The 24443-nt window shown below is 45.3% G+C and carries 23 protein-coding genes; 10 read left to right on the top strand and 13 right to left on the bottom strand.

Annotated elements, in window-relative coordinates; translation table 11 throughout:
• Positions 1 to 3 precede the first annotated feature (3 nt).
• Positions 4 to 426: a hypothetical protein gene (locus ACLWOR_RS10505; protein ID WP_413940660.1), complete on the top strand. Its 423-nt coding sequence runs from the start codon at positions 4 to 6 to the stop codon at positions 424 to 426.
• Between the two features lie 24 nt (positions 427 to 450).
• Here ACLWOR_RS10505 and ACLWOR_RS10500 read toward each other — a convergent pair whose 3' ends face one another.
• The 8 genes from ACLWOR_RS10500 to ACLWOR_RS10465 form a co-directional block, all read right to left on the bottom strand.
• Positions 451 to 945, bottom strand: a complete 495-nt coding sequence (locus tag ACLWOR_RS10500; protein ID WP_413940659.1) for a hypothetical protein — start codon at positions 943 to 945, stop codon at positions 451 to 453.
• Between the two features lie 9 nt (positions 946 to 954).
• Entirely contained in the window at positions 955 to 1431 is a 477-nt protein-coding gene (locus ACLWOR_RS10495) for a hypothetical protein (RefSeq protein ID WP_413940658.1), read from the bottom strand.
• Position 1432: 1 nt separating this feature from the next.
• Positions 1433 to 2053 carry an RNA polymerase sigma factor gene (locus ACLWOR_RS10490; RefSeq protein WP_413940657.1) on the bottom strand — a complete coding sequence of 207 codons (621 nt, stop codon included), beginning with the start codon at positions 2051 to 2053 and terminating at the stop codon, positions 1433 to 1435.
• Positions 2054 to 2697: 644 nt separating this feature from the next.
• Entirely contained in the window at positions 2698 to 3627 is a 930-nt protein-coding gene (locus ACLWOR_RS10485) for a diguanylate cyclase (RefSeq protein ID WP_413940656.1), read from the bottom strand.
• 37 nt (positions 3628 to 3664) lie between these two features.
• Positions 3665 to 4882, bottom strand: a complete 1218-nt coding sequence (locus ACLWOR_RS10480; protein WP_413940655.1) for a glucose-6-phosphate isomerase — start codon at positions 4880 to 4882, stop codon at positions 3665 to 3667.
• A gap of 12 nt (positions 4883 to 4894) precedes the next feature.
• Complete coding sequence (locus ACLWOR_RS10475; protein ID WP_413940654.1) at positions 4895 to 6034, bottom strand: hypothetical protein; 1140 nt, start codon at positions 6032 to 6034, stop codon at positions 4895 to 4897.
• Position 6035: 1 nt separating this feature from the next.
• Positions 6036 to 7328: a hypothetical protein gene (locus ACLWOR_RS10470; RefSeq protein ID WP_413940653.1), complete on the bottom strand. Its 1293-nt coding sequence runs from the start codon at positions 7326 to 7328 to the stop codon at positions 6036 to 6038.
• Positions 7329 to 7486: 158 nt separating this feature from the next.
• Positions 7487 to 9610 carry a prolyl oligopeptidase family serine peptidase gene (locus ACLWOR_RS10465; RefSeq protein WP_413940652.1) on the bottom strand — a complete coding sequence of 708 codons (2124 nt, stop codon included), beginning with the start codon at positions 9608 to 9610 and terminating at the stop codon, positions 7487 to 7489.
• A 170-nt stretch (positions 9611 to 9780) separates the two neighbouring features.
• On the opposite strand from ACLWOR_RS10465, the gene ACLWOR_RS10460 reads away from it, so the two are divergent.
• The gene (locus ACLWOR_RS10460) at positions 9781 to 10635 is read left to right on the top strand and encodes a GNAT family N-acetyltransferase (RefSeq protein WP_413940651.1); all 855 of its coding nucleotides are present in this window, start codon (positions 9781 to 9783) and stop codon (positions 10633 to 10635) included.
• Positions 10636 to 10644: 9 nt separating this feature from the next.
• Here the strand turns inward: ACLWOR_RS10460 and ACLWOR_RS10455 are convergent, their stop codons facing one another.
• From ACLWOR_RS10455 to rlmN, 3 genes are all read right to left on the bottom strand, one after another.
• On the bottom strand, positions 10645 to 11121 hold the full coding sequence (locus tag ACLWOR_RS10455) for an SRPBCC family protein (protein ID WP_413940650.1): 477 nt from the start codon (positions 11119 to 11121) through the stop codon (positions 10645 to 10647).
• Between the two features lie 204 nt (positions 11122 to 11325).
• Positions 11326 to 12234, bottom strand: coding sequence for a PfkB family carbohydrate kinase (locus tag ACLWOR_RS10450; protein WP_413940649.1), 909 nt, complete (start codon positions 12232 to 12234; stop codon positions 11326 to 11328).
• A 30-nt stretch (positions 12235 to 12264) separates the two neighbouring features.
• Positions 12265 to 13509: a 23S rRNA (adenine(2503)-C(2))-methyltransferase RlmN gene (gene rlmN, locus ACLWOR_RS10445; protein WP_413940648.1), complete on the bottom strand. Its 1245-nt coding sequence runs from the start codon at positions 13507 to 13509 to the stop codon at positions 12265 to 12267.
• 247 nt (positions 13510 to 13756) lie between these two features.
• Here rlmN and ACLWOR_RS10440 point away from each other — a divergent pair, with 247 nt between their 5' ends.
• Positions 13757 to 14386 (top strand): hypothetical protein, encoded by a 630-nt coding sequence (locus tag ACLWOR_RS10440; RefSeq protein ID WP_413940647.1) that lies wholly within the window; start codon positions 13757 to 13759, stop codon positions 14384 to 14386.
• Here the strand turns inward: ACLWOR_RS10440 and rfaE1 are convergent.
• Entirely contained in the window at positions 14383 to 15411 is a 1029-nt protein-coding gene (gene rfaE1, locus ACLWOR_RS10435) for a D-glycero-beta-D-manno-heptose-7-phosphate kinase (protein ID WP_413940646.1), read from the bottom strand. The two genes, ACLWOR_RS10440 and rfaE1, sit on opposite strands and share 4 nt — an antisense overlap.
• Positions 15412 to 15518: 107 nt before the next feature.
• Between rfaE1 and ACLWOR_RS10430 the strand changes: the two genes are divergently transcribed.
• The 3 genes from ACLWOR_RS10430 (at position 15519) to ACLWOR_RS10420 (ending at position 18731) form a co-directional block, all read left to right on the top strand.
• Positions 15519 to 16418, top strand: coding sequence for an alpha-ketoglutarate-dependent dioxygenase AlkB (locus ACLWOR_RS10430; protein ID WP_413940645.1), 900 nt, complete (start codon positions 15519 to 15521; stop codon positions 16416 to 16418).
• 209 nt (positions 16419 to 16627) lie between these two features.
• Positions 16628 to 18178: a beta-sandwich domain-containing protein gene (locus tag ACLWOR_RS10425; protein WP_413940644.1), complete on the top strand. Its 1551-nt coding sequence runs from the start codon at positions 16628 to 16630 to the stop codon at positions 18176 to 18178.
• Positions 18179 to 18338: 160 nt separating this feature from the next.
• Entirely contained in the window at positions 18339 to 18731 is a 393-nt protein-coding gene (locus tag ACLWOR_RS10420; RefSeq protein WP_413940643.1) for a hypothetical protein, read from the top strand.
• A gap of 25 nt (positions 18732 to 18756) precedes the next feature.
• On the opposite strand, the gene ACLWOR_RS10415 is transcribed toward ACLWOR_RS10420, so the two are convergent.
• On the bottom strand, positions 18757 to 20466 hold the full coding sequence (locus ACLWOR_RS10415; RefSeq protein ID WP_413940642.1) for a hypothetical protein: 1710 nt from the start codon (positions 20464 to 20466) through the stop codon (positions 18757 to 18759).
• 108 nt (positions 20467 to 20574) lie between these two features.
• Between ACLWOR_RS10415 and ACLWOR_RS10410 the strand changes: the two genes are divergently transcribed.
• Genes ACLWOR_RS10410 through ACLWOR_RS10395 form a run of 4 tightly spaced genes read left to right on the top strand, consistent with a single transcriptional unit; the run spans position 20575 to position 24439 of the window.
• Positions 20575 to 21849, top strand: coding sequence for a Glu/Leu/Phe/Val family dehydrogenase (locus tag ACLWOR_RS10410; RefSeq protein WP_413940641.1), 1275 nt, complete (start codon positions 20575 to 20577; stop codon positions 21847 to 21849).
• A gap of 55 nt (positions 21850 to 21904) precedes the next feature.
• Complete coding sequence (locus ACLWOR_RS10405; RefSeq protein ID WP_413940640.1) at positions 21905 to 22888, top strand: quinone-dependent dihydroorotate dehydrogenase; 984 nt, start codon at positions 21905 to 21907, stop codon at positions 22886 to 22888.
• Positions 22875 to 23336 (top strand): 8-oxo-dGTP diphosphatase MutT, encoded by a 462-nt coding sequence (mutT, locus tag ACLWOR_RS10400; RefSeq protein ID WP_413940639.1) that lies wholly within the window; start codon positions 22875 to 22877, stop codon positions 23334 to 23336. The genes ACLWOR_RS10405 and mutT overlap by 14 nt, the downstream gene beginning before the upstream one ends.
• On the top strand, positions 23324 to 24439 hold the full coding sequence (locus tag ACLWOR_RS10395; RefSeq protein ID WP_413940638.1) for a hypothetical protein: 1116 nt from the start codon (positions 23324 to 23326) through the stop codon (positions 24437 to 24439). The genes mutT and ACLWOR_RS10395 overlap by 13 nt, the downstream gene beginning before the upstream one ends.
• The last annotated feature ends 4 nt before the right edge of the window (positions 24440 to 24443 follow it).

Below are 24443 nucleotides of genomic sequence, written 5' to 3'. Positions count from 1 at the left end.
ATTATGAAACACATTCTTGCGGGACTAATTCTTTTCGCTTCAACTCAAACTTTCGCTGCCGCTGACTCAGTTGCAGTTTTCTTTTCAACAAAAAAAACCGTTGTGCTGGTAAACGAACATTCTCCGAATCGCATTCATGCCTGGATGGATCAACTGGGTGCTTCAAACGAATTGCATATCTTAAGCACTGACGAAAGCATCAAAATCGATTGCGGTCGCACGGCGACCACAGCGAGTTGCACATTCCGCCTTCTTCCTTCTGAACAAGTTCAGTACGGCAATAAAACTGTTACTGCTGAAATGGAACTAACAGATACTTTCGGTGGCTCTTCTTCTTTCGAGTTCCACAGTTCGCGCGGAGACCAACTCACTGTTACGTCTTACGAAGGCAACATTTCTTTGAAAGCTAAAAAGGCAGCGCAGTAGATTAAAAGAGGCTCCGTTAGCCCTTTACTCAACGATAACTTTAGGATTCGGCAAAGGTTTCTTCACAGGAAGAGACTTTTGCTCGGGGTTAGCGAGCATGCTCTTGATACGCCCCGTGAGATCTTGTTTGATTTTTAAGTACTGAGCCAGGCGATCTGTGCCTAGTACTGTTTTTAATTTATCGACCTCTTCTTCAGAGATTTTATTGTAAGCAGTGAGATTCTTACGGTAACGGCCCATTTCTTCTTCGCGTTCTTTCGAAGTTTTCGCCGCAGCCATCTTATCAACTGAATCATGCAGGGATTGATTCAGATCGGATTTTCTTTTGTTCAAAGATTTGATGATGTCGGTGAACTTCTTTTCTTCTTGGGAAGAGAGCTTGAGCTCGTCACTGGTTTTCCAGATAAAGAGCTCTTCTAATTGGTTTTTCTTTTCGTCGGCAAACGCCTGAAAACCAGAGAGACAGATAACTAAAGCTAGAAAAGTGTGAAAACCACGCACGTTCGATGACCCACCCAAAATGGGTGATTAGCGTCGGCCTTCACCCATAATCTGATTGAACTTAGATACAGATAAAGTTTCGATTGATTCCGTGGCTACGTCCACAAAAAAGTCAGATTCACTTTGTGTGCTGATTAAAGTCTGGGACAAATCCGTTGGATCCAAAAGTGCTTCCGCAACGATGCGTTCATGGCCATCGCTGATTAGGCCCACACGTTGCATGGACTGGTTCACTTTTGACACTTGACCTAGGAGCATTGACGTAAAGACGAAGAGTGATGCCACTCCGCCGAGAGGATAAAGCCATCCACGCCAATGTGCGCGCAACAAATTCCGAGGCGTCATCAGCATGGGTGGCGGAGCTACTTCCGTCTTGTCGACTTCGGCCATGATTTTGTCGTGCAATTTATCGAAGAAGTTATCATCGAATTGCATTTCAAAATCATCGGCCTTCTTTAAGCCTTTGCGAATTTTTTCTGTTCTATCGAAGCGATCATCCATCATATCAACCTTCTGCCTCCGCATAGACGTGATTCACTTCCATGAAAAATCCGCCCACTTCTTCAGTCCAGTTCTTCAATTCAGCCTGTTGCTCGAACGTTTGGCGAAGCTTCATCAATGCATGACGGTAGTTCGCCTTCGCAGTGTCGTATGGACACTCCATAATATCTGCGATTTCGTTGAAGCTTAGATCTTCGTATACACGTAAGATCAAAGCTGTCTTTTGCTTGTGCGGAAGTTTGTCTACTTCCTGGTGCAAAAGATTCGCAACAGCACCGTGAACCAGAGTTGTTTCAGCTTCAGCTGCAACAGCAAGCTGAACATCCTCAACGTCCACGGTGTCCTTCTTGAACTCGCGAAGTTTGTTCCTGGCTGTATTGACAGCGATTTGGAACAACCAACTTTTGAAGGACGCTCTCCCTTCGAAGGTGTTCAGCTTCTCGTAGGCTTTAATGAAAGCCTCTTGCGTCACATCCTCCGCTGTGTCCATGTCCTTTACAAAACGCAAACTCAATCGCAGCACACCTCTTTGGTGTCGTTTCACGAGTTCGGAGAAGGAGCGACGGTCACCCGCCTTCACTTTCTCAACCAGTTCTAGATCTGAAACTAAAAGATCTCCCTGCATATCTTTGACTCGCTTCTGTCTAAGTTCGGTTAACGTTCTGAATTTTTTTCTTAGTGGAGTCTTTGTGACCCCCCTCAGCCCCCGGTAAATTCGCCCCCAAACCCGGCCGCCTACACACTTATACATAGGTGCAATCTTGATGCCGAAATCAGCAGTGTCAATATGCCTTAAATATATGAAATAACTTATGTTTTTAGAATTTTGTTATACCACCCATAAGGAATGCTTATGGGTCAACGCGCATTCATTTTTATTCAAAAAAATGAGCTTCTTTTTAACCGAGAGAAACTGCGAGCGCGTCTAGAAGTCAGAAGGCACACAAAGGCCTTTTAGAAAGGAATCACCAAAAAGACATCTATATATAGATAGAAAACTGGAAGCGAAAAACGAAACCCTAACCACAGAGGTCAAAAAAGATTTTTCATATCGCACTCCTAAATGAAGAAAACAAACTGATCACAAACTCATTCAATGAGAGGTCAACAAAACTGGAGAATCAAAATTAGAAATCGATTTTATTTTTACTTGGAGAGATAACCCGCCCCTTAAAAGGCGGGTTTTTTATTTTTCGATACAATGAGGTTGGTAAAAAAGGTTCAGATGCAAGGCGGAACGCAGTCAGATGGGCCTTTTTTACCGACCGGCTAGCCGAGAGTCGTACGGTTTCTTCCGCCCTGTTTTGACTGATACAACGCTTTATCGGCGCGGTCGTAAATCTGTGTCCATTCTGTTTCATGTGGGAACTTTGTTGCAACTCCCACTGAAATCGTCACAGGAATTTTCTTACCATCGAATTTGAATTCACTTGTTTCAATCGTGTGACGAATACGTTCACCGATTTCACCCGCGATTTTCGCATTCGTTCCTGACAACAAAAGAACAAACTCTTCACCGCCATAACGAGCAAAGAAGTCGTTTGCGCGGATCAATTTTGAAATCACGATTCCGCAAAGTTCTTTCAATACGTAGTCGCCACCTGGATGGCCGTAGTTGTCATTGATCTTTTTGAAATGGTCGATATCGAAAGTCACGATCGAGAAGTCTTCATTCAAAACTTCAGAACGCTTCATCGCCTCAGGGCCTTTTTCAAGCAAGGCACCTTTTGAGTAAGCCCCTGTCAACGCGTCCTTTTGAGCACGCTCGTACATCGCTTGGTTGGTCATGGCTTCTAAACTTCCTCTTTCAAGGAATTTGAAAATCACGTTACCGGTTTTGATTTGATCATTGTTTTTCAAAATGCACGAAGCAAGTGGCGGAATGACTTGGCCATTGACGATGGTTTTATTCGTAGAACCTAAATCGATAATCGAAACTTCAGTGCCATTCACTGCGAATTTAGCATGCGAGCGACTTAAACTTTTATCGTCGATGTAAACTTGGCTTTCTACAGAACGACCAATGACGATGTCACTTGCCGTTACAGGATATTGTTTTCCAACGTAGCCCGGAGGTCCGATCAGAACCACGATCGCGGGAGGCACGTCATCGGCCTCCTTCAATTTTCCGCGGAATGTGTCGCTGGCGACAATACTGGTCTTTTCTAATTGGTCGGTAGAATCATCATTATGAGCCATAGGGAAAAGTATAAAACTTCGCCCTTCCGAATGACAATCAAGCTTTCTTCAATTTCTCTTTCGCTAGTCTCTTGCCTAGTTCGACACCCGGTTGGTTGAATGCGTCGATTTCTAAATACTCACCGAGTCCCGCAACAACCAACTGCCAGAACATAAACATATAACCCAGGCATTCTTCGTCTAAGACCTTCGTCTTAAGTGTCAGAGTAGAAACTCCATTCTCATTCAAAGCCTCTTGTGTGGCCAAAGCTTCTGCACGCAAAAGCTCACCCATAGTACGACCGAGAAGATCTTGAGTTTCTTTGAACTGAGCGCGAAGTAATTTTTGAGAACCGGCCTCTGACTCCGTAACACGTTGGAAGACGACGAACTTATCGTGTGTTCCTTCCATCACTTGTTGAAGAATGGAGTGCTGATCAGAAGCGCCAACGGCCCACATCGGCGTGCTCACGCGAGGAGCTGGTTTCCCATCACGAGTTTGAGTTTTTGCAAGTGATTCAGCCCACAACTGTTGATACCAAGAACCGAAATTTTTCAGGCGAGAATTATAGAACCACAACAATGTGATCCATTCTTCACGTTGAAAGCTTTGCGCCATGTGCGCCATCACCTGAGAAACAATTTCTGTGTTCGCCAAAGCACGTTTTGCACCTAAACGGATTTTTTCCAAATCCAAACCGATAAAAGATGCTGGCATCATTCCCACCGGTGACAAAACAGAAAAGCGCCCACCGACATCAAGAGGAATTTCACATTGAGGAATGTTTTTTGATTTTCCCCAAGCAGTCAATGTATTCACTTTATTTTCAGAGATGATTAAACTCTGAGATGCCAGATTCAAACCTTCTTGCGAATAGATTTGATCCAAAAATTCCAGAGAGCACAGTGACTCAATAGTTCCGCCACTTTTAGAAATAAAAGCCCACGCGACATTCTTAAGATCTCCGAGTTCCTCCACCAAAGTTTCAAACTCGAGAGCATCGACATTGTCGATAAAGAACAAAGATTTGGAATTGAAAACTTCTGCCAAAACACGAGTCCCAAGGGAACTTCCACCCAATCCAACGACAACAAGCTTTTTAAATTTACTTGAAAAAAGCTGACCCATTTCATGAGACTGCTGCCAGAGAGGAATGCGCTCCACTAAGTGGGGAAAACCGATGTCCGTTCTCTTTAAGAATTTTTGAAGCGAGTTCTGACACTTTTGAACGATTGCGGCGTCCAAGTTACGACTTGCATGAGAAATTTCCAACATAAACACGTTCCTTTAGGAAACTGCCACGTCTTCCTCAATGCGGTGGTAACCTTTCCACTCTTTGAGTCGCCCACGAGGACGGCTGCCGTCTTCTGGGTACTCAATCAACACATAGGTCAACTTCGTGATTTTTCCTAAAGAGACAATATCTAAAGAAGTGATATCAGTCCATGTTCCAGTGTTAAAATATTCTTTGTCCTCAGACCACTGACGATACTGATAGACGTGCGTGTGACCGAATATGACGGTATGCACACGTTCGTCCGACAAAACTTTACGCGCCGACTCACTTAAATCAGGGAAAATCGCACTCTCAAAAATCACCTGGAGGAGTCGTTTAATCGGCCATTGGCGGCGAGGATCTTTGACCACTGCACTTTTCGTGAAATAACCCAAAGCCATTACAAACGAATGCAAAATCAAACGTGTTTCATTGATTAAAGCCCAACGCAGCATTTTCCCAAATGGGCGAATCTTATCGACGTGTGGGTACTTCTGTTTGATCTTTAACACGACTTCTAAAAAGAAATGCGATCCAAACGGCAAATTCAAAATCGGCTCTACCAAGTCTTTTTTTAGAAAGAACTTTTTAGGATCCATACGATTGGCCGCTTCATGCATATGACCGTGTTCGATATGCACGCCATCAAAATAATAAACGATGTTTTTATAACGAATCGAAGCGCCGATCACGCTATTCAGATAAGCGCGACACGCCGGCCACAACATGCCTTGATCGTGGTTTCCAACGACATAGGTGATGGAGTTGCCTGGTTTCGATGCAAACTCTTTAAGCGCATCAAAAACAGCTTTGTGACCTTTTACGATTTCTTTGAGGATTTCGAGCGTCACTTGCTCTGTGATCACCGTGAGAATATGGCCCTTGTAATCACACTGTAGGAAATTAAGGAAGTCACCATTGATGATGATTTCAACTTCATAGTCGCGATAAGTGCCCGTGGAGTAATAATCGATAAACTCGACAAGTTTTTCGCCAAAGTAGAATTCTTCCAGAGAGTTAAGACCGCCTTTTTCCAAAAGACGACCTTTCCCCAAATGGAGATCGCTCAGAACCACCTTCACTTTTTTGACAGGGGCTTTAATGACAGCTGTGTTGTCAGCGATGTTTTCTACAGAGGAAGCAGACTCCATGTTACTCGGCTTTCTTTAGTGGAACGATATTCTCCTCTTTAGGTTCAAGATTCGTCAAAGCCAAACGCAACGCGCGTTCCGTTCGCTTAAACTGTTCTTGATTCGCGTCAAGGGCCTTATTGAGCTCCAGACACTTCTTACGGTAATTATCGAGTTCCTGAGAAAGCTGATCAACCTTTCTTTTCTGCTCCAAGATATACTCATCTTTGGACCGAACGATGGCTGCTTTTTCAGCACGCAAAAGCTCTAGACGATTTTCTAGCTCTCTTTCGCGCACACGGATCTTTTTAAAGTCAGATTTTAGTCGAGATTCGAGCTCTTCTACCTTCAAACGCGCTTTGGCAGCTTCGTTTTCTTTGTACTGCAAATTGCCTTTGAGAATTAGCAATTCACTTTGTGCAGATTCACGCATTTCCACTTTTTCTTTTTCAATCGCCGTAATGCGCGCAGCAAGTTCCTCTGTTCTGTTACGAACAACTTCACCAGCTGAAGCAAGTTCTTCATTTTCTGCACGAAGAATCTCATTTTCTTTTTCAAGCTCTAGAATTCTTTGCTGAGCGATGCGAAGATTTTCAGCTTGCGCCAAACTCGCATCGACAGAAGTGAATACATTGGCAGTTCCAGGGCGTTGAGCTCCACGGAAACTTCCGACACTTACTTTGACATCAACATCCAAAGGCTTGCGACGCCCCAAACGAGCGTTTGCAAAACCTTCCACCGCAACAGTTTTATCTCCATCTCCTGCACTCTTCGTCACAGGACCGTTGTGTGTTGCTAGGACATTCACATCTTGTTGAATAGAAACTGTTTTATCTTCACCACCCGCTGGTGATGACATCGCCATCACGGGACGAGTGTGATCATCTTCTTCCTGCGCACGTGAAGCCTTTGAAGATTTCACGACAGGAGGAGGTGGCGGCGCTTCTAAATCTTCAGCAGATTGATAAGCCGGATCCGCAAGCTCGGGACCGTCGTAGCGATCTTCTTCCGCAGACGGAAGCTCATCGCCCCAGCCTTCTGGAAGATCAGAAGAATCATCACTGTTGAATTCAGAGGCTTCAATTTCTCCGCTCAGACCTTTTTCAAGATTGTCCCAGATATTTGCAGCTGCTGGATTGGTTCTTTCAAGGCGATGCTCTCCGGAATCAAGCCCGGGAATTCCCTCAAAGTTGTCATCATCTCGTGATGCCAAAGGAGCATGGTAAGAAGCCTCGGACTGAATGCCTTTTAAGTCATCCATCAAGGATTCAATCAGATTTTCTGCAGGTGAGGACTTCTTTTTTCTTTTGCTCATGACTATGAGATTTATCGGAATTTTCCCCTTCCCTCTTAAGACCTAGGGGAAGGAACCAGACCTTCGACCGGCGAATCTCATTTTGATACGCGGGTACCAGCTTTCTTTCGTGGACAGAAAGAACCTGGTACCTTTTCGACACGAAAGGAAGCAGGTACCTAGCGGAGTTTTTCCCAGAGGTAGGTGTATTCTAGGGAGTTCCATAGAACCGATTGCTCAAGGTTGGCGTTGCCCGCGTGACCGCCCTCGATGTTTTCGTAGTAGTAAACTGGGTGGCCTTGTTCTTTCATGCGTGCGACGAATTTACGCGCATGACCTGGGTGAACGCGATCATCTTTTGTGCTGGTCATCACAAATATCTCTGGATACTTCGCCAACGGACTTAAACGTTGATAGGGCGAGTACTTTAAGATGGCTTCGCGCATCTTTGGATCGTCTGGATCCCCGTATTCCGCCATCCAGCTCGCCCCTGCTAACAACTTGTGATAGCGAAGCATGTCCAGCAATGGAACTTGGCAAACAACGGCGTTGTAAAGATCCGGGCGCAAAACCATGGTTGCTCCCACCAACAATCCACCATTCGATCCACCGGCAATACCCAAATGCGCTGGCGATGTAATTCCGCGAGCAATCAAATCCTCTGAAACCGCGACATTGTCTTCATAAACTTTATAGCGATTTTCTTTCAAGACCGATTGATGCCACTCAGGCCCAAACTCTCCGCCTCCGCGAAGATTTGTGAGAACGTAAACTCCGCCCTTTTCTGCCCATACTTTACCAATGAAGGAAAGATAGTAAGGTTGCTCCGGAACTTCAAATCCACCGTAACCATATTGCAACGTCGGATTTTTGCCATTGAGCTCAATCGCTTTTTTTGAAACTACAAAGTATGGAATTTTCGTTCCATCTCTGCTCGTTGCTTGGAATCTCTCAACCTTCATGCCGTCGGAATCAAAACGCTTCGGGCTTTGCTTTAAGAGCTCAAAATCATTTTTCGCATCAGAAGCATTGGCTACAAATGTCGATGTCGGCGTTAAGAAATCAATATATTGCGCGAGATAAACATCACTCTCATCTTCCGTGGAACTGACATTCGCAACACCGTTTTGGCCGAGCAATACAGCCTCAGATTTCCAAGTATTCGGAGCCTCAAAAGTCACCTTTTCAATACGTCCCAAAACATTGTCCATTGTATTGATCAGCAGATAATTTTTCGTTGTTCCTATATTAGAAAGGAACTTCTTCTGGGTCGGCGCAAAGACCAACTGCAAAGACTGCTGTGCCTTTTCGCCTTCACCAATCTTTGAAACTGGAAGCGCAACCAAGCTTCCCACCTTAAAGCTCCCCATTGGTGAGCGCAAAGTAAAGAGGAAGTGATCCTTAAAGACGCCCTCTAAATTCGCATCGTCAGGCATTGGAATGTGCGTCTGTTTGCCATTTTCATCTTCGTAAAAAAACTTCCCCGTATAAAACGAATGAACTAAATTCAAGATTCGATACGTCTTGCCATCGCGATCCAGCGTGAAGCCAGTCGCCATATTATCTGTCAGTTCCGCAGTCAATTTCAGTTCGGCGTCACTCAACGGCGTGCCTCGCTTCCATAACTTTGTTAAACGCGGATAACCCGCATTCGTTAAAGTCCCCGGGCCGAAATCAGTTCCTACATAAACCGTGTTTTCATCAATCCAATCCATGCGAGATTTGGCTTCAGGCAGATTAAATCCATCTGTCACAAACTTTTTCGTTTTCACGTCGAACTCACGAATGACAATAGCGTCTTTGCCGCCTCGAGAAAGATACATCAGCACGCGTTCATGCTTCGGCGGAAGTGAAGTCGTTCCCTTCCAAACCCAGTTTTCTTTCTCATTTTTTGCAAGTTCATCGAGATCCAGAATGATTTCCCATTTTGGATTGTTGGTTTTAAAACTTTCAATGGAAGTTTTTCGCCACAAACCACGCACATACTTTTCATCTTGCCAGAAATTATACAGCTCACCGTTTCTCAGCGAAACGCCAGGTACGCGGTCTTTCGCGAAGATGATCTTACGAATGTCAGACTCGATAGATTTAAAATCGCCGTTCGCTTTGAAGTGATCGATGGAACGTTTGTTCTCGACCTTTGCAAAGTCCAGTGCCTTAGAACCTTCGACTTCTTCTAACCACAAATAAGGATCTTGGATTTCATCCATCGCAATAACTCCTTTGCCTTGATTGGGTGTGCTCTTGCACGCACTCAACGCCAATCCAGAAATCAAAACTAAGCTCATCCAACGAAATGTCATGTGTGCTCCTTGGCTATCAGATAGCCGCAAAAAGCATACTGAGCTTGATTTTTTTGGCAAACCTATTTCACGCCGACATGTTGCAGAACTCGTCGATACGTAGGAAACGCAGCAAGTTGTCAGATGCAAAGCGCCCCAATTTATATTAAATTTTTTAACCGGAGACCTTTATGCTTGACCTCGAAATTGTTTCTGACCGATCAACGCCGGAGTTCCTGCAAGAGTGCGGACCTCTGCTTTATCAAGCAGAGCCGGTCAACAGTCTTATGATTGGATTATTAGAAGGCATGGTCACAAATCCTACGAAGGACGCTCCTGTTCTTTTACGAATTGTTGAAAATGGAAAAACAGTGTCGGGTGCAGTTTGTTTTCGAGCGAATCCGATGAATCTCATCATTACCTACGCAACCGCGCGGCAACTTCGATTGCTCTGTCAGCATATGATTGATACGAAAGAAGTTTTCTCAGGCGTTGTCGGTCCTCGCTTTGAATCGGAAACTTTTGCCACTATCTGGTCAGAACTTACGGGAAAAAAGTTCGATTTGGGAATGGCACAAAAGATCTACAAACTTGAGTCGGTCATTTTCCCTCATAGAATGAACGGCACAATGAAAGTCGCAACCCCGGCCGATGCTGATTTTGTTTTTGGATGGATGAAAGCTTTTGCAGAAGAAAGTCTTCCGAACGATAAACGCACGGACGAACAATGGAAGGAATTTGCAGATCGAATCATCCAAAGACAAGGCGTTCATCTTTGGCTCGTCGACGACAAGCCCGTTGCAATGGCTCTTTTCAGCAGACCCACTCAAAACGGAATCTCAGTAAGCGGCGTTTACACTCCGCCTGCGAATCGAAAAAAAGGATATGCTTCAGCAGTCGTGGCGAGCCTCAGCCAAAAGGCTCTTGATCAAGGAAAGAAATTCTGCGTTCTCTATACCGACATAAAAAATCCGACCTCCAACAAGATCTATCAAGAGATCGGATATCAAGAAGTCTGCGAATCCAGACATTTTAATTTCTTATAATAAGCCCTTCTACTTTTCGAGAAGAGCTTTAAGTCTTTGAAGATCGCCTTCGACCATTTTTGCATCTTCGTTAAAATCTTTGTCAGAGGCTTTTGGTAAACGAAACAGAGTGAATAAAACTTCGCTTCCTTGACCGTTTGGCACAACTCGCATCGGATTGTGATTCACCTCGCCCGAAGGCAATGTCACATCGTGATCGACAACGCCGAAGTTGTTTTTCTCTGCGAACTTTATTTTAACTTTCCCCATCGGTGAATCAGCGATCCACGAATCACCCGATTTCACAATCGACGAACGACTAAGCCCCTGCGCCCACTGAGGCAAGTTTTCCGGATTGGCAATAAACTCATACACAGCCGCAGGAGATCGATTGATTGAGACCGTAATATGCTTCACAGGATAAATCACAAACTTCTCCTTACCCACCGGCTTCCCAGCCCACGCCACATTCGCAATAACCGAAATTAAAAATAGAATCTTCGTCATACAAAAAATCCTAATACAGGAAGACCCATCGTCAAAACAAAAAACCCCGCGAATGTTATCCGCAGGGTTTTAACTTTATTTAAGGTTGATCAAAAGTGGTCAGATGCAAGGCGGAGGGTTTCGCGAAGCGCGGAGGCGTACTTAATGTACGTCGCAGCGATTCGCGAGGCCCGACAACGCGGCAGATGGCCGCTTTTCATCGACCTATACTGTGATGACTTTTTTGTATTCGTTCAAACGTTTCTCGAGGTCCGCCATCGTCACTTTAGACAAAGCTTTGACTGAGAAATCTTGGATCGTGTGGCTCGCCATCATTGAACCCATGATGCAGGCTTGTTTCATGTGCGCAACAGTTGGTTTTGTTTTTTGAGCTGCCAAGTAACCGAAGAAACCACCAGCGAATGTATCGCCAGCGCCCGTTGGGTCAACAACTGTTGGGATCGGCATAGCAGGCAAGATGAAGTAGCCTTCTGCTTTTGTATACATCGCAAAACCGTACTCACCACGTTTGATAACAACTGCTGAAGGACCCATTGCCGTGATCATTGGAGCCGCTGAAATCGCGTTAGAAGCGCCCGTGAGCATTTTTGCTTCACCTTCGTTGATCAAAACAAGATCGACCTTTTTCATCACGTTCAAAAGAACGTCTTTTTTGATCGAAATCCAGAAATTCATTGTATCCATACCAACGAATTTTGGCTCTTTTACTTGTTCCAAAACTTGCAATTGCAATTCAGGAGCAATGTTTGCCAAAAACACGAAAGAAGAATCACGGAAGTGCTCTGGCAATTGTGGATTGAAGTCAGCAAACACGTTCAAATCAGTTTGCAACGTTTTAGCTTCATTCATGTCGCCTTCGTAAGAACCCGCCCAGTGGAATGTCTTCCCAGGAACTTTTGAAAGTCCCGCAAGGTCCACACCACGGTTGTTCAACATGTCGTAGTCTTTTTGTTCGTAATCTTCACCAACAACACCGACGACGCGAACTTTAGAGAACAAAGACGCTGCCAAAGAGAAGTAATTGGCAGAGCCACCCAAAGCGCGGTCCGCTTTACCAGATGGTGTTTGGATTGAATCGTACGCAAGACTTCCTACTACTAAAATTTCAGACATTGTTCTGTTCTCCGTTTTAAAACGTAAAAGCTATTCTAAATCGTTATCCATGTCGACAGCATTTGCTGCCGCATTGCGAGCTGCGAACTCAAGTGCATGTTGTGCAAGCAACTCACGTTTTGCCTTCGGCATACCGCCCAATTTTGAATTCGAGATGTCCATCTTCGCATCCAATTCCTTGTGCGTGCTATTAAGCTGTCCGCAAGCTGCGAAGATATCGCGCCCCATTGAACGACGCAAAAGAACGTGAACGCCCAAACGGTTTAATTCTGTATGGAATGCCTCGATCGTCTCATCAGAAGGACGTTCATAGGGAGACGCCGGATGTTCATTGAACGGAATGATATTGATCTTACAAGGAATATGACGAGTGAGCTTCGCCACTTGGCGTGCATGCTCAAGCTGGTCTGTCACACCTTTTAACAAGACATATTCGAACGTCACTTTGTCGCCGGTCTTGTCGGTATAGTCCTTACAAGCTGCCAACAACGCGTCCACATTCCATTTCTTATTAATCGGCATGACTTGCGTACGAACTTCGTCGCTTGGAGCATTTAAGCTCACAGCCAAACGAACCTTCGCCTCAGCAATACGCCACATTTCAGGAACAATACCTGAAGTTGAAACCGTGATTTTCTTACGAGACAAATTAATGCCCCATGGAGAGTGTAAAACGTCGATGGTTTTGAAAACCGGTTCTGGATTGTCGAGTGGCTCACCCATGCCCATGAACACGATATTCGTGATACGTTGACCTTCGTCAAGGCTGTCGTTCACGGCCATGTATTGGCCAACGATATCTTCTGTGCGCAAACGACGTTTTAGTTTTTGCTTTCCCGTGAAACAGAATTTGCAACCAATGTTGCAACCGACTTCCGAAGAAATACACAACGTCAGACGGCCTTCAGACGGAATCACCACGGATTCCACACTCATGTTGTCGCCCATATCGAAGAGGAACTTTTGTGTTCCATCGACAGATTTCAAGTGAGTCAAAATTTTTGGAAGTTCGAAAGACAAGATGCCCGGAAGTTCTTCACGGAACGATTTCGACAAGTTCGTCATTTGTTCAACGTCTGTTACGCGTTGTTCGTAAACCCATTTAAAGATTTGCTGAGCACGGAATTGCTCTTTGCCTTTTCCTTTAAGGAAGGCTTTCAAATCTTCAAGTGTCATTGAATAGAAGTTTGTAGGTTTGTTTTCGAGAGGTTTGAAAACGTTGTCGTCAACGTAGTTCACAGGCGCTAACGCCGGCGTTGTGGAATTCAGTTCCATCTTTGGGCTCCTTGGGCTTGTTACAGCCATGCTTGTTACAGCTGGGACTTTGGTGGTCCCTTTAAAGTTAAAGGATGCTGGTTTGTAGCATACGGCCCCGTTATTTCCCAGATATTTCAGCTAATTGAAGGCTGCCTCGAAATTCCTACAAACCTTAGCCCGGACCTCGAGAAATATACGAGATTTGAGCGGGATTTTAACAAAATTTTGTTTAAACAAAACGCCCCCTCTAACCGATCTATTGTTTATGAAAACACTTCTCTTAAGCCTTGTTATGACCCTTTTGTTGTCTGGATGTATGAAGGAAGAATTGCTCCTGCCGAGTACGGATCTGACCGGTGGGACTTGGAAGTCGCAATGCCTCTCTGGGACATTGGCAACAGGTGCGCCTGCCCATCTTCAGCTAACGATGACCTTTGACGGAACCAATCAAGTCATGGAGACGACAGCCTATAGCAGTTCGAATTGCACAGGCAGCAAATTATTGGGCTCGACCGAACGATATGGTTACGTTGTTGGTGGTGCAAGTTCCTACAATACCGATGCAATCGAAATTGACTATACTCTTCAATCAATAACGGCCGTGGTTTACAGCTCTTCGGTAGCAACTGATTTTAACAACCAAAGCTATTGCGGCACTTCAACATGGACAGTGGGACAAGCTAAAAACATTGAAGGCTTAACCTGTGGGACTTCGACAGTTCCTACGGCAGGAACTGTCTCTTATGATATTTATGAGATTGTGAAAATCGTTGATATCAGTTCTGGAGCCGGCTCTGGAGACTTACTCATAGGCATGTCCGATGGGACCTATGACGGAAGCACTCCCGCAAAACGCCATCGCTATACAGCACCGATTTATTTCACCAAAAACTAGTGAGCTGTTTGAATATATTCGATCAGCTCTGGAATTTCGCATGGTACGCAGCCGACTTTACCGACTACAACACCTGCTGCGTAGTTCGCGAGCATACAAGAGTGAACCAGCGACAAGCCTGATACCAAGCCCAATGAAAGAGCCGCGATCACCGTGTCACCCGCACCCGTCACGTCGAAGACTTTACGCGCGTAAGTTGGAACTTCTGTGATCTCTTTCCCAGAGAAAATCACCATGCCATCTTTACCACGAGTCAAAACAACTTCTTTTGCACCCGTGATTTTTTGCAAGGCTTGACCAACTTCAACAACTTTATTTGGGTTGTGACGAAGATCATCAAAATCCATTCCCGCCAAAGTCACAGCTTCATCGAAGTTTGGTTTGATCAAATCAACACCTTGATAGAACGGACCAGACGAAGTTTTGTGTGGATCAACGAGAACGCGCTTGTTGTGACGCTTACAAATCGAAACAACATTTTCGATGATGTTGCGAGAGATCACACCCTTTTTGTAGTCTTCAATCACGACGCAATCAGCTTGTTCAACACATTCTTCCACTCGACGAATCAATGCGGCTTCGGTTTCCGCGGAAAGCGGATTGCGAACTTCATAATCCACACGCACCAAGTGATGGTGCTTGGCCATAACACGCATTTTGCGAGTTGTAGGACGGGCATTATCGATCACAAGATATTCAGAATTCACGGCACTTTTTGCGCAGAGATCACGCAGCAAGTTCGCACCTGTGTCGTTACCAACAACCGAAACTAAAATCGCATGGCCGCCAAGACTTGCCACGTTTTGCGCCACGTTGGCTGCCATACCTAAACGGATGTCTTCTTCTTCAACATCCAATACTGGAACCGGAGCTTCAGGACTGATACGACGAACATCGCCCATGACATATTCATCAACACAGACGTCACCGATAATGAGGATTTTTTTATCTTTAAGTTTCGGGATCTGATTGATCAGAAGTTGTTTTTCTTGAGGACCCACGTTGGCCATCACAGGTGTTGTCATTTTTTCATCCTCCCAAAGCATTTTTCTACCGGAAGGACCCCGCGCTGTCACCTTCTAAGAAGCCCGCACTTGGCCATTCGCCCCTCTTTATGTTAAAAGAACCCCCTATGTACAGACCTAAACCGCCGCCAAAATCAGTCCAAAGAGCAGGTGCTCAAAAGCCACAGGGCAAAGCTCAAAGCGGCCGCGGTTTGGTGTATAAGCCCGAATACGTTTCCCCTCGTGAAAAAGAAGAGATCTTAAAATATCTCAGCACTCTTTATCCCATTTGGGAGATGCGCTATTCCAAAAATAACCCTCCCCCAGAAAATCAAAAACAACGTCCCCTATTGCGTCCCGTTTATTGGTTGGGAAACTGGCAATTTGCTTGCTTGAATTACTATCATCCGCCAAAAGGAATTTTTAACCGCTGCGTTCAAGCCGAAGGTTACCCACCAGTTCTGGAAAACCTTGTGCAAAAAATCGAAGCCCTCGTGCGTGACTCCTTTGAACCTCGAGACATTCCTCGCGGTTGGCATCTCAACACTTGCTTGATCAACTACTACGGAAATCAAATCACCGAAGATGGTAAAAAAATCGACTGTGCTCGCGTGGGTGAACACAAAGATTTCGAACCGGGACCAGTGGCATCTGTATCTTTGGGAGAACGCGCTCTTTTCCAATTCGTTTCTAGTAAAGGAACCGAATCAAAATCCAATGTTGTTTTACAGCAGTGGTTGGAAGATCGTTCGCTGCAAATTTTTGGTGGCGACAAATTTAAAAAATTATTGTTTCACCGAGTGCAGCGCGTGGATAAAAAAGACGGCGCTTTTTTCCCACTGAATGAGATTGAAAATTTCGAAACTCGTCGAATTAATTTCACCTTCAGGTACGTGCCAGATGAACACATCGTGCCTTATGCAAAACTTTCGACAGAAGCCAAAGAAGACGTTCAAGGATATATGGAAAAGCTTGCGACCAAATCAGCATTCTTCCAATACGAATTGCAGGCTGATAAAGGCCTCTAGCTTTTCATCAACCATCAACATTTTTTTAACAGGTTGTTATAGCTAAGTACCCGTTTTTCCAGCCTGAACTCCCGTTCGTCGCTTTATGAAAAATTCACAAATACTGGCTAATCAATGACCAACCACATTCGCTCTATAAGCATTCATTCCAGTTTATATTGGCAAGCCCGTTGCACTAGGCATTTCCGAATTATTTAACTGGAGATTCTATGAAGCGCTTGTCTTATTTCGTAATAGCCGCTGTTTTAACTCAAAGCTTGGGTGCGCATGCTCAAATTATGGACCTTCCAGATCCAGGACTTGGTATTGATTTAACTCCAGATCCAATTCCGGTTCCGCCAACACCACCAGCACCTGTGCAGCCAAAACCAGCGCCAGCACCCGCTCCGGCTGAAACAACGACTCCGGCACAGCCGTCTTATGCAAAATTTGAAAGCACCGAAAAAGTATACAGAATTTCTCGTAAAACTGGCGGGCTGGTTTATCGCCTTTTGTTAAAACCTGCGATCTCAGTTCGCAACATAGCATTGACAGCAACAAAATCTCGTCTGATCACACAGGAAGCTTACCTGATCACAGATCGCGATGAGAAAGTAAAGATTCAAAACTTCTCAGCTAGCCAAGTTATTGAAAATGGTATCACTGCAGTTTCTGAAACAATCGACTATCGCGGCAAAGTGACAGCAATTGATCTTCGCATGGAAGCCATGGGCGGCGAAGCGGACATCAAAATAAGTGTTTACTCTGATGAGTCTCGTACGAAAGTTGAATGGCAAAAACCAGAAGTTACAAAACCTGTTAACCCAACCACAGAAAAACCAAACCCAACCACCCCAGGAAAACCTGGAAACTCAGCGCGACCTTCTCCTTCAACTGAGATCCGTGTGGGTGATTTAGTCGTAAGAACGTACGGTGGTCGCGCCTTAGCGGTCGTTCGCGGAATCAAAGGAAGTCAATATTTGTTGGACAACGGTTCTTGGTATGACCAGTACTACGTTCAAAAGGCACTCAAAACGTATAATAACATTTCGGTCGGAGAAGTTGCTGTTCGAACATATGGCGGCAGACAACTCCAGTATGTTCGCGCAATCGCAAGCGATGGCACGTTCCTCCTGGATAATGGCAATTGGTATGATCAGTACTACGTTCAAAGATCGGTGCAGACTTTCAATGGCATTAAGGTCGGCGACGTGGTCGTCCGAACTTACGGCGGAAGACAGCTCCACTACGTTCGCGCAATCGCAAGCGATGGCACGTTCCTCCTGGATAATGGCAATTGGTATGATCAATACTACATTCAAAAGTCACTGCAAAAACTCGACGGCTACGTTGTTGGAGAGATAGTCATCCGGACTTACGGTGGCAGACAGCTCCATTACGTTCGTGCGATTTCTGGAGACGGTGCCATTCTCCTCGATAACGGTAATTGGTATGATCAGTACTACATCAAAAAGTCGTTGCAGAACTTAAATGGTATTAAGGTTGGTGACGTCGCTGTGAAGTCATATGGCGGACGCTCCCTTCATCATGTCCGCGGCATTGCAAGCGATGGTAAATTCCTATTAGACAACGGTTCCTGGTATGACCAAATGTATGTCCATAAGTCTCTTAAAACGAAAAATGGTATCTCCGTTGGCCAATCCGTTCTCCTAACTTATGGCGGAACAAGCGTTCAAACGGTTCGCGCGATCAGCAGTGACGATGCCTACCTACTTTCTAACGGGAACTGGTATCCAGGGGATTATATTCAAAAGCGATAAGATAGGATTGCTCCCACCCTTCTTGAGAGCGGGGCGCATTTAGTCCTCTGCAAAGCTCCTAGACACCATCTAAAATCTCGGGATCCATTTTATTCATCCCGAGGTGGGCCCGCACTTTGCAAAATCTCTCACCATTGATAATTTTTAAGGAGAAAACCCAATGAAAAAAGCAATCTTTGCCCTTGTCGCGACCCTCTCGGTATCTGCAATCAGCCATGCTGGTGATCATCTTTTTTGCCAAGAGACTGTGACTAACTCTGCGAGCATTTCGTTCCAAGTCATTACATCTAACCAAACGCGCGAAAACTTTGTAGAGATCGTGTATCTTGATCGCGACAACAACACGTTGCGCTTCCCAACACGCTTTGAAACTGTTCAGGAATTTCTTGAGAAATCAAGTGAGCAACCTATGACGTTTAAAAATAGCAGCGGCGAGCTCTCGTTCGATCAAAACCACCGCAACTACGAAGCGAAAAGCAAAACTCAGTACTTCAAGCGCAATGGTGGCTTGATGTGCGAGTACACTCGCCATTTCCAACAATTGTTTCGCTAAATCTTAAGGCGCGGCTTGGTCGATACTAAGCCGCCACTTTCCAAGAAATTTTTAACTGTGGATTGCGTTCGTTGGTGAACTCCAAATGCAGATTTTGATTGAGCCAACGCACGATCATTTCAGTTTCCGCATCACTCAGTTTTTCATTGTAGAAACGGAAATCAAAATCAGATAGTGGCAGACTTAAATTCAAAGTCTTTTCTTTGCCCTCGCCGTTGGTGACAATCACCTCAAGCTTCACAAAGTTTTTGCTTTTCCCCGGTTCATCGACTTCAAAACGCGCACTCATTGCGCCTTTTGCAAAGGAAGTCCATTCTTCATCATCTAGATTCATTACCAGTGATTTCTGCTGAAGCTTAAAGCCTGGAGAATGCGATAGTACGTAAGACTGCAAAATCGTCGACAGCGCCTTCCAGTCGTAAGAAATCGGAAGTGTGCAATGATATCCCTCTGGCAAGTTCACAACACGGATATTTTTAGAATCGACCTTCAAGGATTTGTTTTGCAGTCGTCCTGAATTCACTTCAAATGGAACCGCAGGATCCTTATCAGTCGCCAGAATCAACACAGGCTGTTTCACGTCGCGATAGAATTTCCAAAAATCATTCAAAGCCCAAAAGTCTGAACTGTCCTTCATTCCCGGTGGCAAATGCACAGAAGAAATATAGGAAAGACCACCATGATAAGTTCGAGCAATTTCCGAAACCGCTTTTTTCAAGAAAGAAAAATTATCGTACTCATTTACGCCGGAAAGCTTATCAGACAGGCCACGCAGACGCGAACGACTCCAAACATCCACCAAGGCCGAAAAAGTTCCACCTTGTGTGAGGCTTTCCATTGTATGCTGCAAATCCACGACAGGACACATACCTAAAAAACTCTGAATCAATGGACGATTTTTTGGAGAATTGTATTCATTCAACAATGAAGCGAACAAAACCCCATTCCCGCCTAAACTCATTCCAAACATATGAACGCTGTCGATAATGCGAGAAATCGGCTGCTGCGAATCTTGAAGCATTTGCGCGACTAGAATATTTTGCAAGCCTTCATCATACCCGCCGAAAGAGAACTGACTGTTGTTAGCGATGAAATCTCCACTCGACATGTTCTCAAGTAAAAGAACATTAAACGGCGATTGATCAAAGTACATCATTGTCCAGGCACGCTCAGGTTTGAAATCTTCGACATTCGAAAAGATCCCCAAGCGCATAATCACCAGAGGACGTCTTTTCATATCGCCCTTTAAACCCAACAGACCTTTGAGCTTGATGTTTCCTGGCAGCTGCAAAATCACACGACGTAAAAAAGGATGAGTGAGTGGCTCATACTTCATCGTCATCATTTTTGTCATATTGACGATGGCCCCGATGTTACCGGTACTCAAATCCGTCGCACAATCTTGGAAATACTTTTGAACCAATGCTCCCTGCAACGGCACCTGATCGCGAACTCGAGGATCTTGCAGACGCTCCCCCCAAACTTCGGGAAGGCAGGCTGGGGACATGACTTTGGGTTCTCCCGTCGGCACCCAGCTCAGCACATTCGTAAAGAGGAAGTTCAGAAAGAAGGGATAACGCCCCGAGCTGTCATTGAGAATGGGAGCATCCTCGGAAGGAAACCACATGCGTGAGCTTTCAAACTGCTCTAAAAACGCCCGTTGGGGGTTTCCGGCATATACTGAAAGACCAGAAAGTTGAAAAATGATGAAGAGCGCAAGACCCGACCGAAGCATAGATCTATTGTGTGCAAAAAGAACCAGTGAGTCATCACCTTTTTCCCCAGTGACTCTGAGTTTTTGCTCCATTAAACTCGTTTCACTTCCTTAAGGAGAATTTAAATCATGGAACACAAGATTGAGCCTGTTTATGATGGGCCTCTTTTTAGAAATGCCATTCAAACTCTTGAAGAGTCGGCTAAAATTATCAATTGCGATCCGAACGTTTTAGAACGTTTGAAACGTCCTCGTCGTTGCATCACAGTTTCCGTTCCAGTTCGTATGGACGACTACAGCGTTAAAGTATTCACTGGCTACCGTGTGCAATACTCTCCAACTTTGGGCCCTTACAAAGGTGGAATTCGTTATCACCAAAACGTCGATCTTCCAGAAGTTGTCGGCCTTGCGGCTTTGATGACTTTCAAAAACTCAGTTTTGGGTCTTCCTTTGGGTGGAGCAAAAGGTGGTATCACTGTTGATCCAACTAAATTGTCTCGCACTGAAAAACAAAACCTGACTCGTCGTTATGCTTCTGAAATTGGACCTTTCGTCGGACCAACTAAAGACATCCCAGCTCCAGACGTGGGCACAGATCCACAAACAATGGCTTGGTTCATGGACACTTACTCGCAAGAGCAAGGTGGCTTTGCACAACCAGGTGTTGTGACTGGTAAACCGGTTGAAATCGGTGGATCTTTGGGACGTAACCACGCAACTGGTTTGGGTGTTGTTTATGTTGCTGAAAAAGCTTTCGAAGTAAAACAAATGAGCATGAAAGGCGCAACTATCGCAATCCAAGGATTCGGTAACGTTGGTTCTTTCGCTGCGAAATTTGCTTATGAGCGCGGTGCTCGCATCGTTGCAGTCAGCGACGTATCTGGTGCGATCCACAATGGCGACGGCCTTGATATCCCAGATGTTCTTGAGTACGTAAAAGCTCACAAATTCTTGAAAGGTTATCCAAAAGCTCAACCGATCACGAATGAAGAACTTCTTGAAACAAAATGTGACGCTCTTTTCCCATGTGCTCTTGAGAACCAAATCGACACGCACAATGCTGAAAAGATCCAAGCTAAAATCATCGTTGAAGGTGCCAACGGTCCTGTTACAAATGCAGCGACTAAGATCCTTCATAAACGCGGTGTTTTCATCGCTCCAGACGTTATCGCGAATGGTGGCGGTGTGATCGTGTCTTACTTTGAGTGGGTTCAAGATATCACTTCATTCTTCTGGGATGAAGACGAAGTTAACGGCCGCTTAAAAGGCATCATCACGAAAGCTTTCGACAAAGGTTATAGCCTTGCGAAAGATAAAAACATCGACATGCGCTCCGCTGCGATGGCGGTATCTGTGCAACGACTTGAAAAAGCGATGTTGCTCAGAGGTTTGTACCCTCGATAGAAACCCCGGCTTGCACGCCAAAACGTGCAAGCCTTTTTTTTGCGAAAAATTTGATATGAAACCCTGGATGCTCCTGCCCGCTCACTGGGCCCATGATTTAAGTTCGATCGGTCTTCCTCTTGCTTCTCTTATTTACGGAAGAAAAACTCCTCACTGGAAAAGCTTCGATTGGAAAGGTTTGCACTTTGCAAATCCCATGGGAATCGCCGGTGGTGTTGATAAGAATGCCGAACATTTGCGAGAGTGGTGGTCACTTGGTTGTGGCTTTGTCGAAATTGGAACGGTCACGCCTCGTCCACAAAACCCGAATCCCGGCAAGATCATGGATCGCCACATTAAAACACAAGCGATGTGGAATAAAATGGGCTTTCCCAGCCATGGAGCTGAAGAGGTTTTTTATAACTTAGCAAGTTATGGCCCTCATTTTCGCACTCCGATCTTCGTCAACATTGGAAAAAATCGTCATACTCCGAATGAAGTCGCAGTCAGCGATTATGTTTCAGTGATTGATCAACTCCGTCCTTTTGCCGATGCCTTTGTGGTGAATATCTCAAGTCCCAACACCAAAGGACTTCGTGATTTACAAAACAAAGACAGTTTGACCAATTTGCTGGGACCCATTCTTGATCGCGTTTCCCACTTTGAACCGACGCCTGTTTTGGTTAAACTCAGCCCAGATATGGGCGATGAAGCCCTTTCTGAAACGGTGCTCCATTGTCAATCTTTGGGAATCGACGGCTTCGTTCTGACAAATACGACTCTCTCCCGCCCTGAAGGATGCCCCTTCCCCGCAGAGGGAGGAATGTCAGGCGCTCCTCTGAAAAACCTTTCGCGCCGCGCCCTTGAAGTGGCCGTACAGAGCCTTGGTAAAAAACGCGAAGGCCTGCTTCTCGTCAGTGTCGGTGGAATAATGAGCCCAGAAGATGTCTTTGAAAGATTGCAAATGGGCGCAGATCTTGTTCAAATTTACTCTGCCCTCGTGTTTCATGGACCCGATTTTTTCCACGAGGTGGCTAGAAGGTATAATGACGGAAGATAGCACCACTTCGGTAAAACCCCGCAAATCCAAAATCCGTAAAGGACATTGGATTCCTGTTGTCGCGGGATTTTTAAAGAAAGATGGGAAAATCCTCGTTGGCCAGCGTCCCGAGAACAACTCTTTGGCAGGCCAGTGGGAATTTCCTGGCGGAAAAATTGAGTTAGGTGAAACACCTGAAGAAGCTCTCGCACGCGAACTCGATGAAGAACTTGGTATTCAAGCGCAAGTCGGCGACCTTAAACTAGCCTGCACGCATTCCTATGGAGATGTAGGGATTCTCATATTGTTCTATGAAATCCTGTATTGGAAGGGCGAGCCTCGGGCCAAACATCATATGATGCTAGAGTGGATTCATCCTGAAGAACTCAAACATCGCAACATCCCCGAGGCAAACCGGAAGATTTTAGACAAAATTTACCGTGCGTTGGGGCTCGAATGGCGAAAATAATTCTTGTAAGCAAACACGTCCACTCGACTGCGTGGCAGCTGGCGCAAGCCTTGCGAGCCCAGCAGCACGAAGTCGTTTTGCTCACAAGTTACGGCGAAAGTCCCCGCGATGAATCCAATATTGAATTCATGGCTTACTTCAAAAAATGGAGTGCGCTGGAAGGACTGCGCATTATCCCCGCACTTTTTGGCGTACAACCGCAAATTTTGCATTTGGTTTTAGACGAAGATCAAATGACTCCCGCACAAGCTGTTCTTTCGTTATTCGCAAAATCCCATCCGACATGTGTTCTGACGACATCGCTTTTGGATATTCGCAGAGGTTTGAAACGTCGCAATCCTGTTCGTTATTTGATCGAAGAAAGTGATATTGTCACGTGCCCGACGATCGAGGGATTGGGGCAATTGCGCGGGCTTGATGTGAGATCACCACGTCAAGGGCGCGGAATTCTCGCTCCGGTTTTAGAATTTGGTGAATCACCTTCCACAGAATTTTCCATCGAGCACCAAGATGAGATTCGCCTGCTCGAACAGCTTGCGAAAGAACCGTATTTCGTATTGCCGTTTCGTGAAAAAACATTTGAGCCTGAATCCGAAGTATTCGAACATCTGCGCACACTCGCTCAACGCCATAAAGTCGTTTTGTGGGGATCTTATTCTCATTGGAGTTTAAGGGATCGCAAAAAATTTGCTTCTTGGATGGAGAAATTCGACTGTGGCCAGCGCTGGGTGATGACAGGCTCTATGCCTCTCAACAACAGCCGCTTACTTTTGGAAAAATGCGAAGCTTTTGTACTCGCAGGTCAACACTTCTCCCCTGTTGAAATGACCGAATACTATATGCGAGCGATCCAAGCCCAAGCTGTATTAGTTTTGGATTCCAAACAAATCAGCGTTCATTCGGATTTGTGGAGAAACGCGGTGAATTGCTGGGTGCTCAATGCCCATCATATTCAACGAGATTTGGTCAAACTTCTTTCAAAACCAAACCTCAAATTACCTGAAACACTCTCGGAAGAACTGGCCCTAGACCGTCATCTTATTGATTCTTCAATGAATGAGCTGAACCGTCTGTACAATCGTGCCCTGGCTCATTTAAGATAAAAAC

The sequence above is a fragment of the Bdellovibrio sp. HCB2-146 genome, assembly GCF_047345725.1.
Taxonomy (GTDB): domain Bacteria; phylum Bdellovibrionota; class Bdellovibrionia; order Bdellovibrionales; family Bdellovibrionaceae; genus Bdellovibrio.
This window is presented reverse-complemented; position numbering and strand designations above follow the sequence as displayed.

Coding starts and splice junctions, on each gene's coding strand:
- ACLWOR_RS10505 (WP_413940660.1), top strand. CDS start 4: ATGAAACACATTCTTGCGGGACTAATTCTTTTCGCTTCAACTCAAACT.
- ACLWOR_RS10495 (WP_413940658.1), bottom strand. CDS start 1,431: ATGATGGATGATCGCTTCGATAGAACAGAAAAAATTCGCAAAGGCTTA.
- ACLWOR_RS10490 (WP_413940657.1), bottom strand. CDS start 2,053: ATGCAGGGAGATCTTTTAGTTTCAGATCTAGAACTGGTTGAGAAAGTG.
- ACLWOR_RS10485 (WP_413940656.1), bottom strand. CDS start 3,627: ATGGCTCATAATGATGATTCTACCGACCAATTAGAAAAGACCAGTATT.
- ACLWOR_RS10480 (WP_413940655.1), bottom strand. CDS start 4,882: ATGTTGGAAATTTCTCATGCAAGTCGTAACTTGGACGCCGCAATCGTT.
- ACLWOR_RS10475 (WP_413940654.1), bottom strand. CDS start 6,034: ATGGAGTCTGCTTCCTCTGTAGAAAACATCGCTGACAACACAGCTGTC.
- ACLWOR_RS10470 (WP_413940653.1), bottom strand. CDS start 7,328: ATGAGCAAAAGAAAAAAGAAGTCCTCACCTGCAGAAAATCTGATTGAA.
- ACLWOR_RS10465 (WP_413940652.1), bottom strand. CDS start 9,610: ATGACATTTCGTTGGATGAGCTTAGTTTTGATTTCTGGATTGGCGTTG.
- ACLWOR_RS10460 (WP_413940651.1), top strand. CDS start 9,781: ATGCTTGACCTCGAAATTGTTTCTGACCGATCAACGCCGGAGTTCCTG.
- ACLWOR_RS10455 (WP_413940650.1), bottom strand. CDS start 11,121: ATGACGAAGATTCTATTTTTAATTTCGGTTATTGCGAATGTGGCGTGG.
- ACLWOR_RS10450 (WP_413940649.1), bottom strand. CDS start 12,234: ATGTCTGAAATTTTAGTAGTAGGAAGTCTTGCGTACGATTCAATCCAA.
- rlmN (WP_413940648.1), bottom strand. CDS start 13,509: ATGGAACTGAATTCCACAACGCCGGCGTTAGCGCCTGTGAACTACGTT.
- ACLWOR_RS10440 (WP_413940647.1), top strand. CDS start 13,757: ATGAAAACACTTCTCTTAAGCCTTGTTATGACCCTTTTGTTGTCTGGA.
- rfaE1 (WP_413940646.1), bottom strand. CDS start 15,411: ATGACAACACCTGTGATGGCCAACGTGGGTCCTCAAGAAAAACAACTT.
- ACLWOR_RS10430 (WP_413940645.1), top strand. CDS start 15,519: ATGTACAGACCTAAACCGCCGCCAAAATCAGTCCAAAGAGCAGGTGCT.
- ACLWOR_RS10425 (WP_413940644.1), top strand. CDS start 16,628: ATGAAGCGCTTGTCTTATTTCGTAATAGCCGCTGTTTTAACTCAAAGC.
- ACLWOR_RS10420 (WP_413940643.1), top strand. CDS start 18,339: ATGAAAAAAGCAATCTTTGCCCTTGTCGCGACCCTCTCGGTATCTGCA.
- ACLWOR_RS10415 (WP_413940642.1), bottom strand. CDS start 20,466: ATGCTTCGGTCGGGTCTTGCGCTCTTCATCATTTTTCAACTTTCTGGT.
- ACLWOR_RS10410 (WP_413940641.1), top strand. CDS start 20,575: ATGGAACACAAGATTGAGCCTGTTTATGATGGGCCTCTTTTTAGAAAT.
- ACLWOR_RS10405 (WP_413940640.1), top strand. CDS start 21,905: ATGAAACCCTGGATGCTCCTGCCCGCTCACTGGGCCCATGATTTAAGT.
- mutT (WP_413940639.1), top strand. CDS start 22,875: ATGACGGAAGATAGCACCACTTCGGTAAAACCCCGCAAATCCAAAATC.
- ACLWOR_RS10395 (WP_413940638.1), top strand. CDS start 23,324: ATGGCGAAAATAATTCTTGTAAGCAAACACGTCCACTCGACTGCGTGG.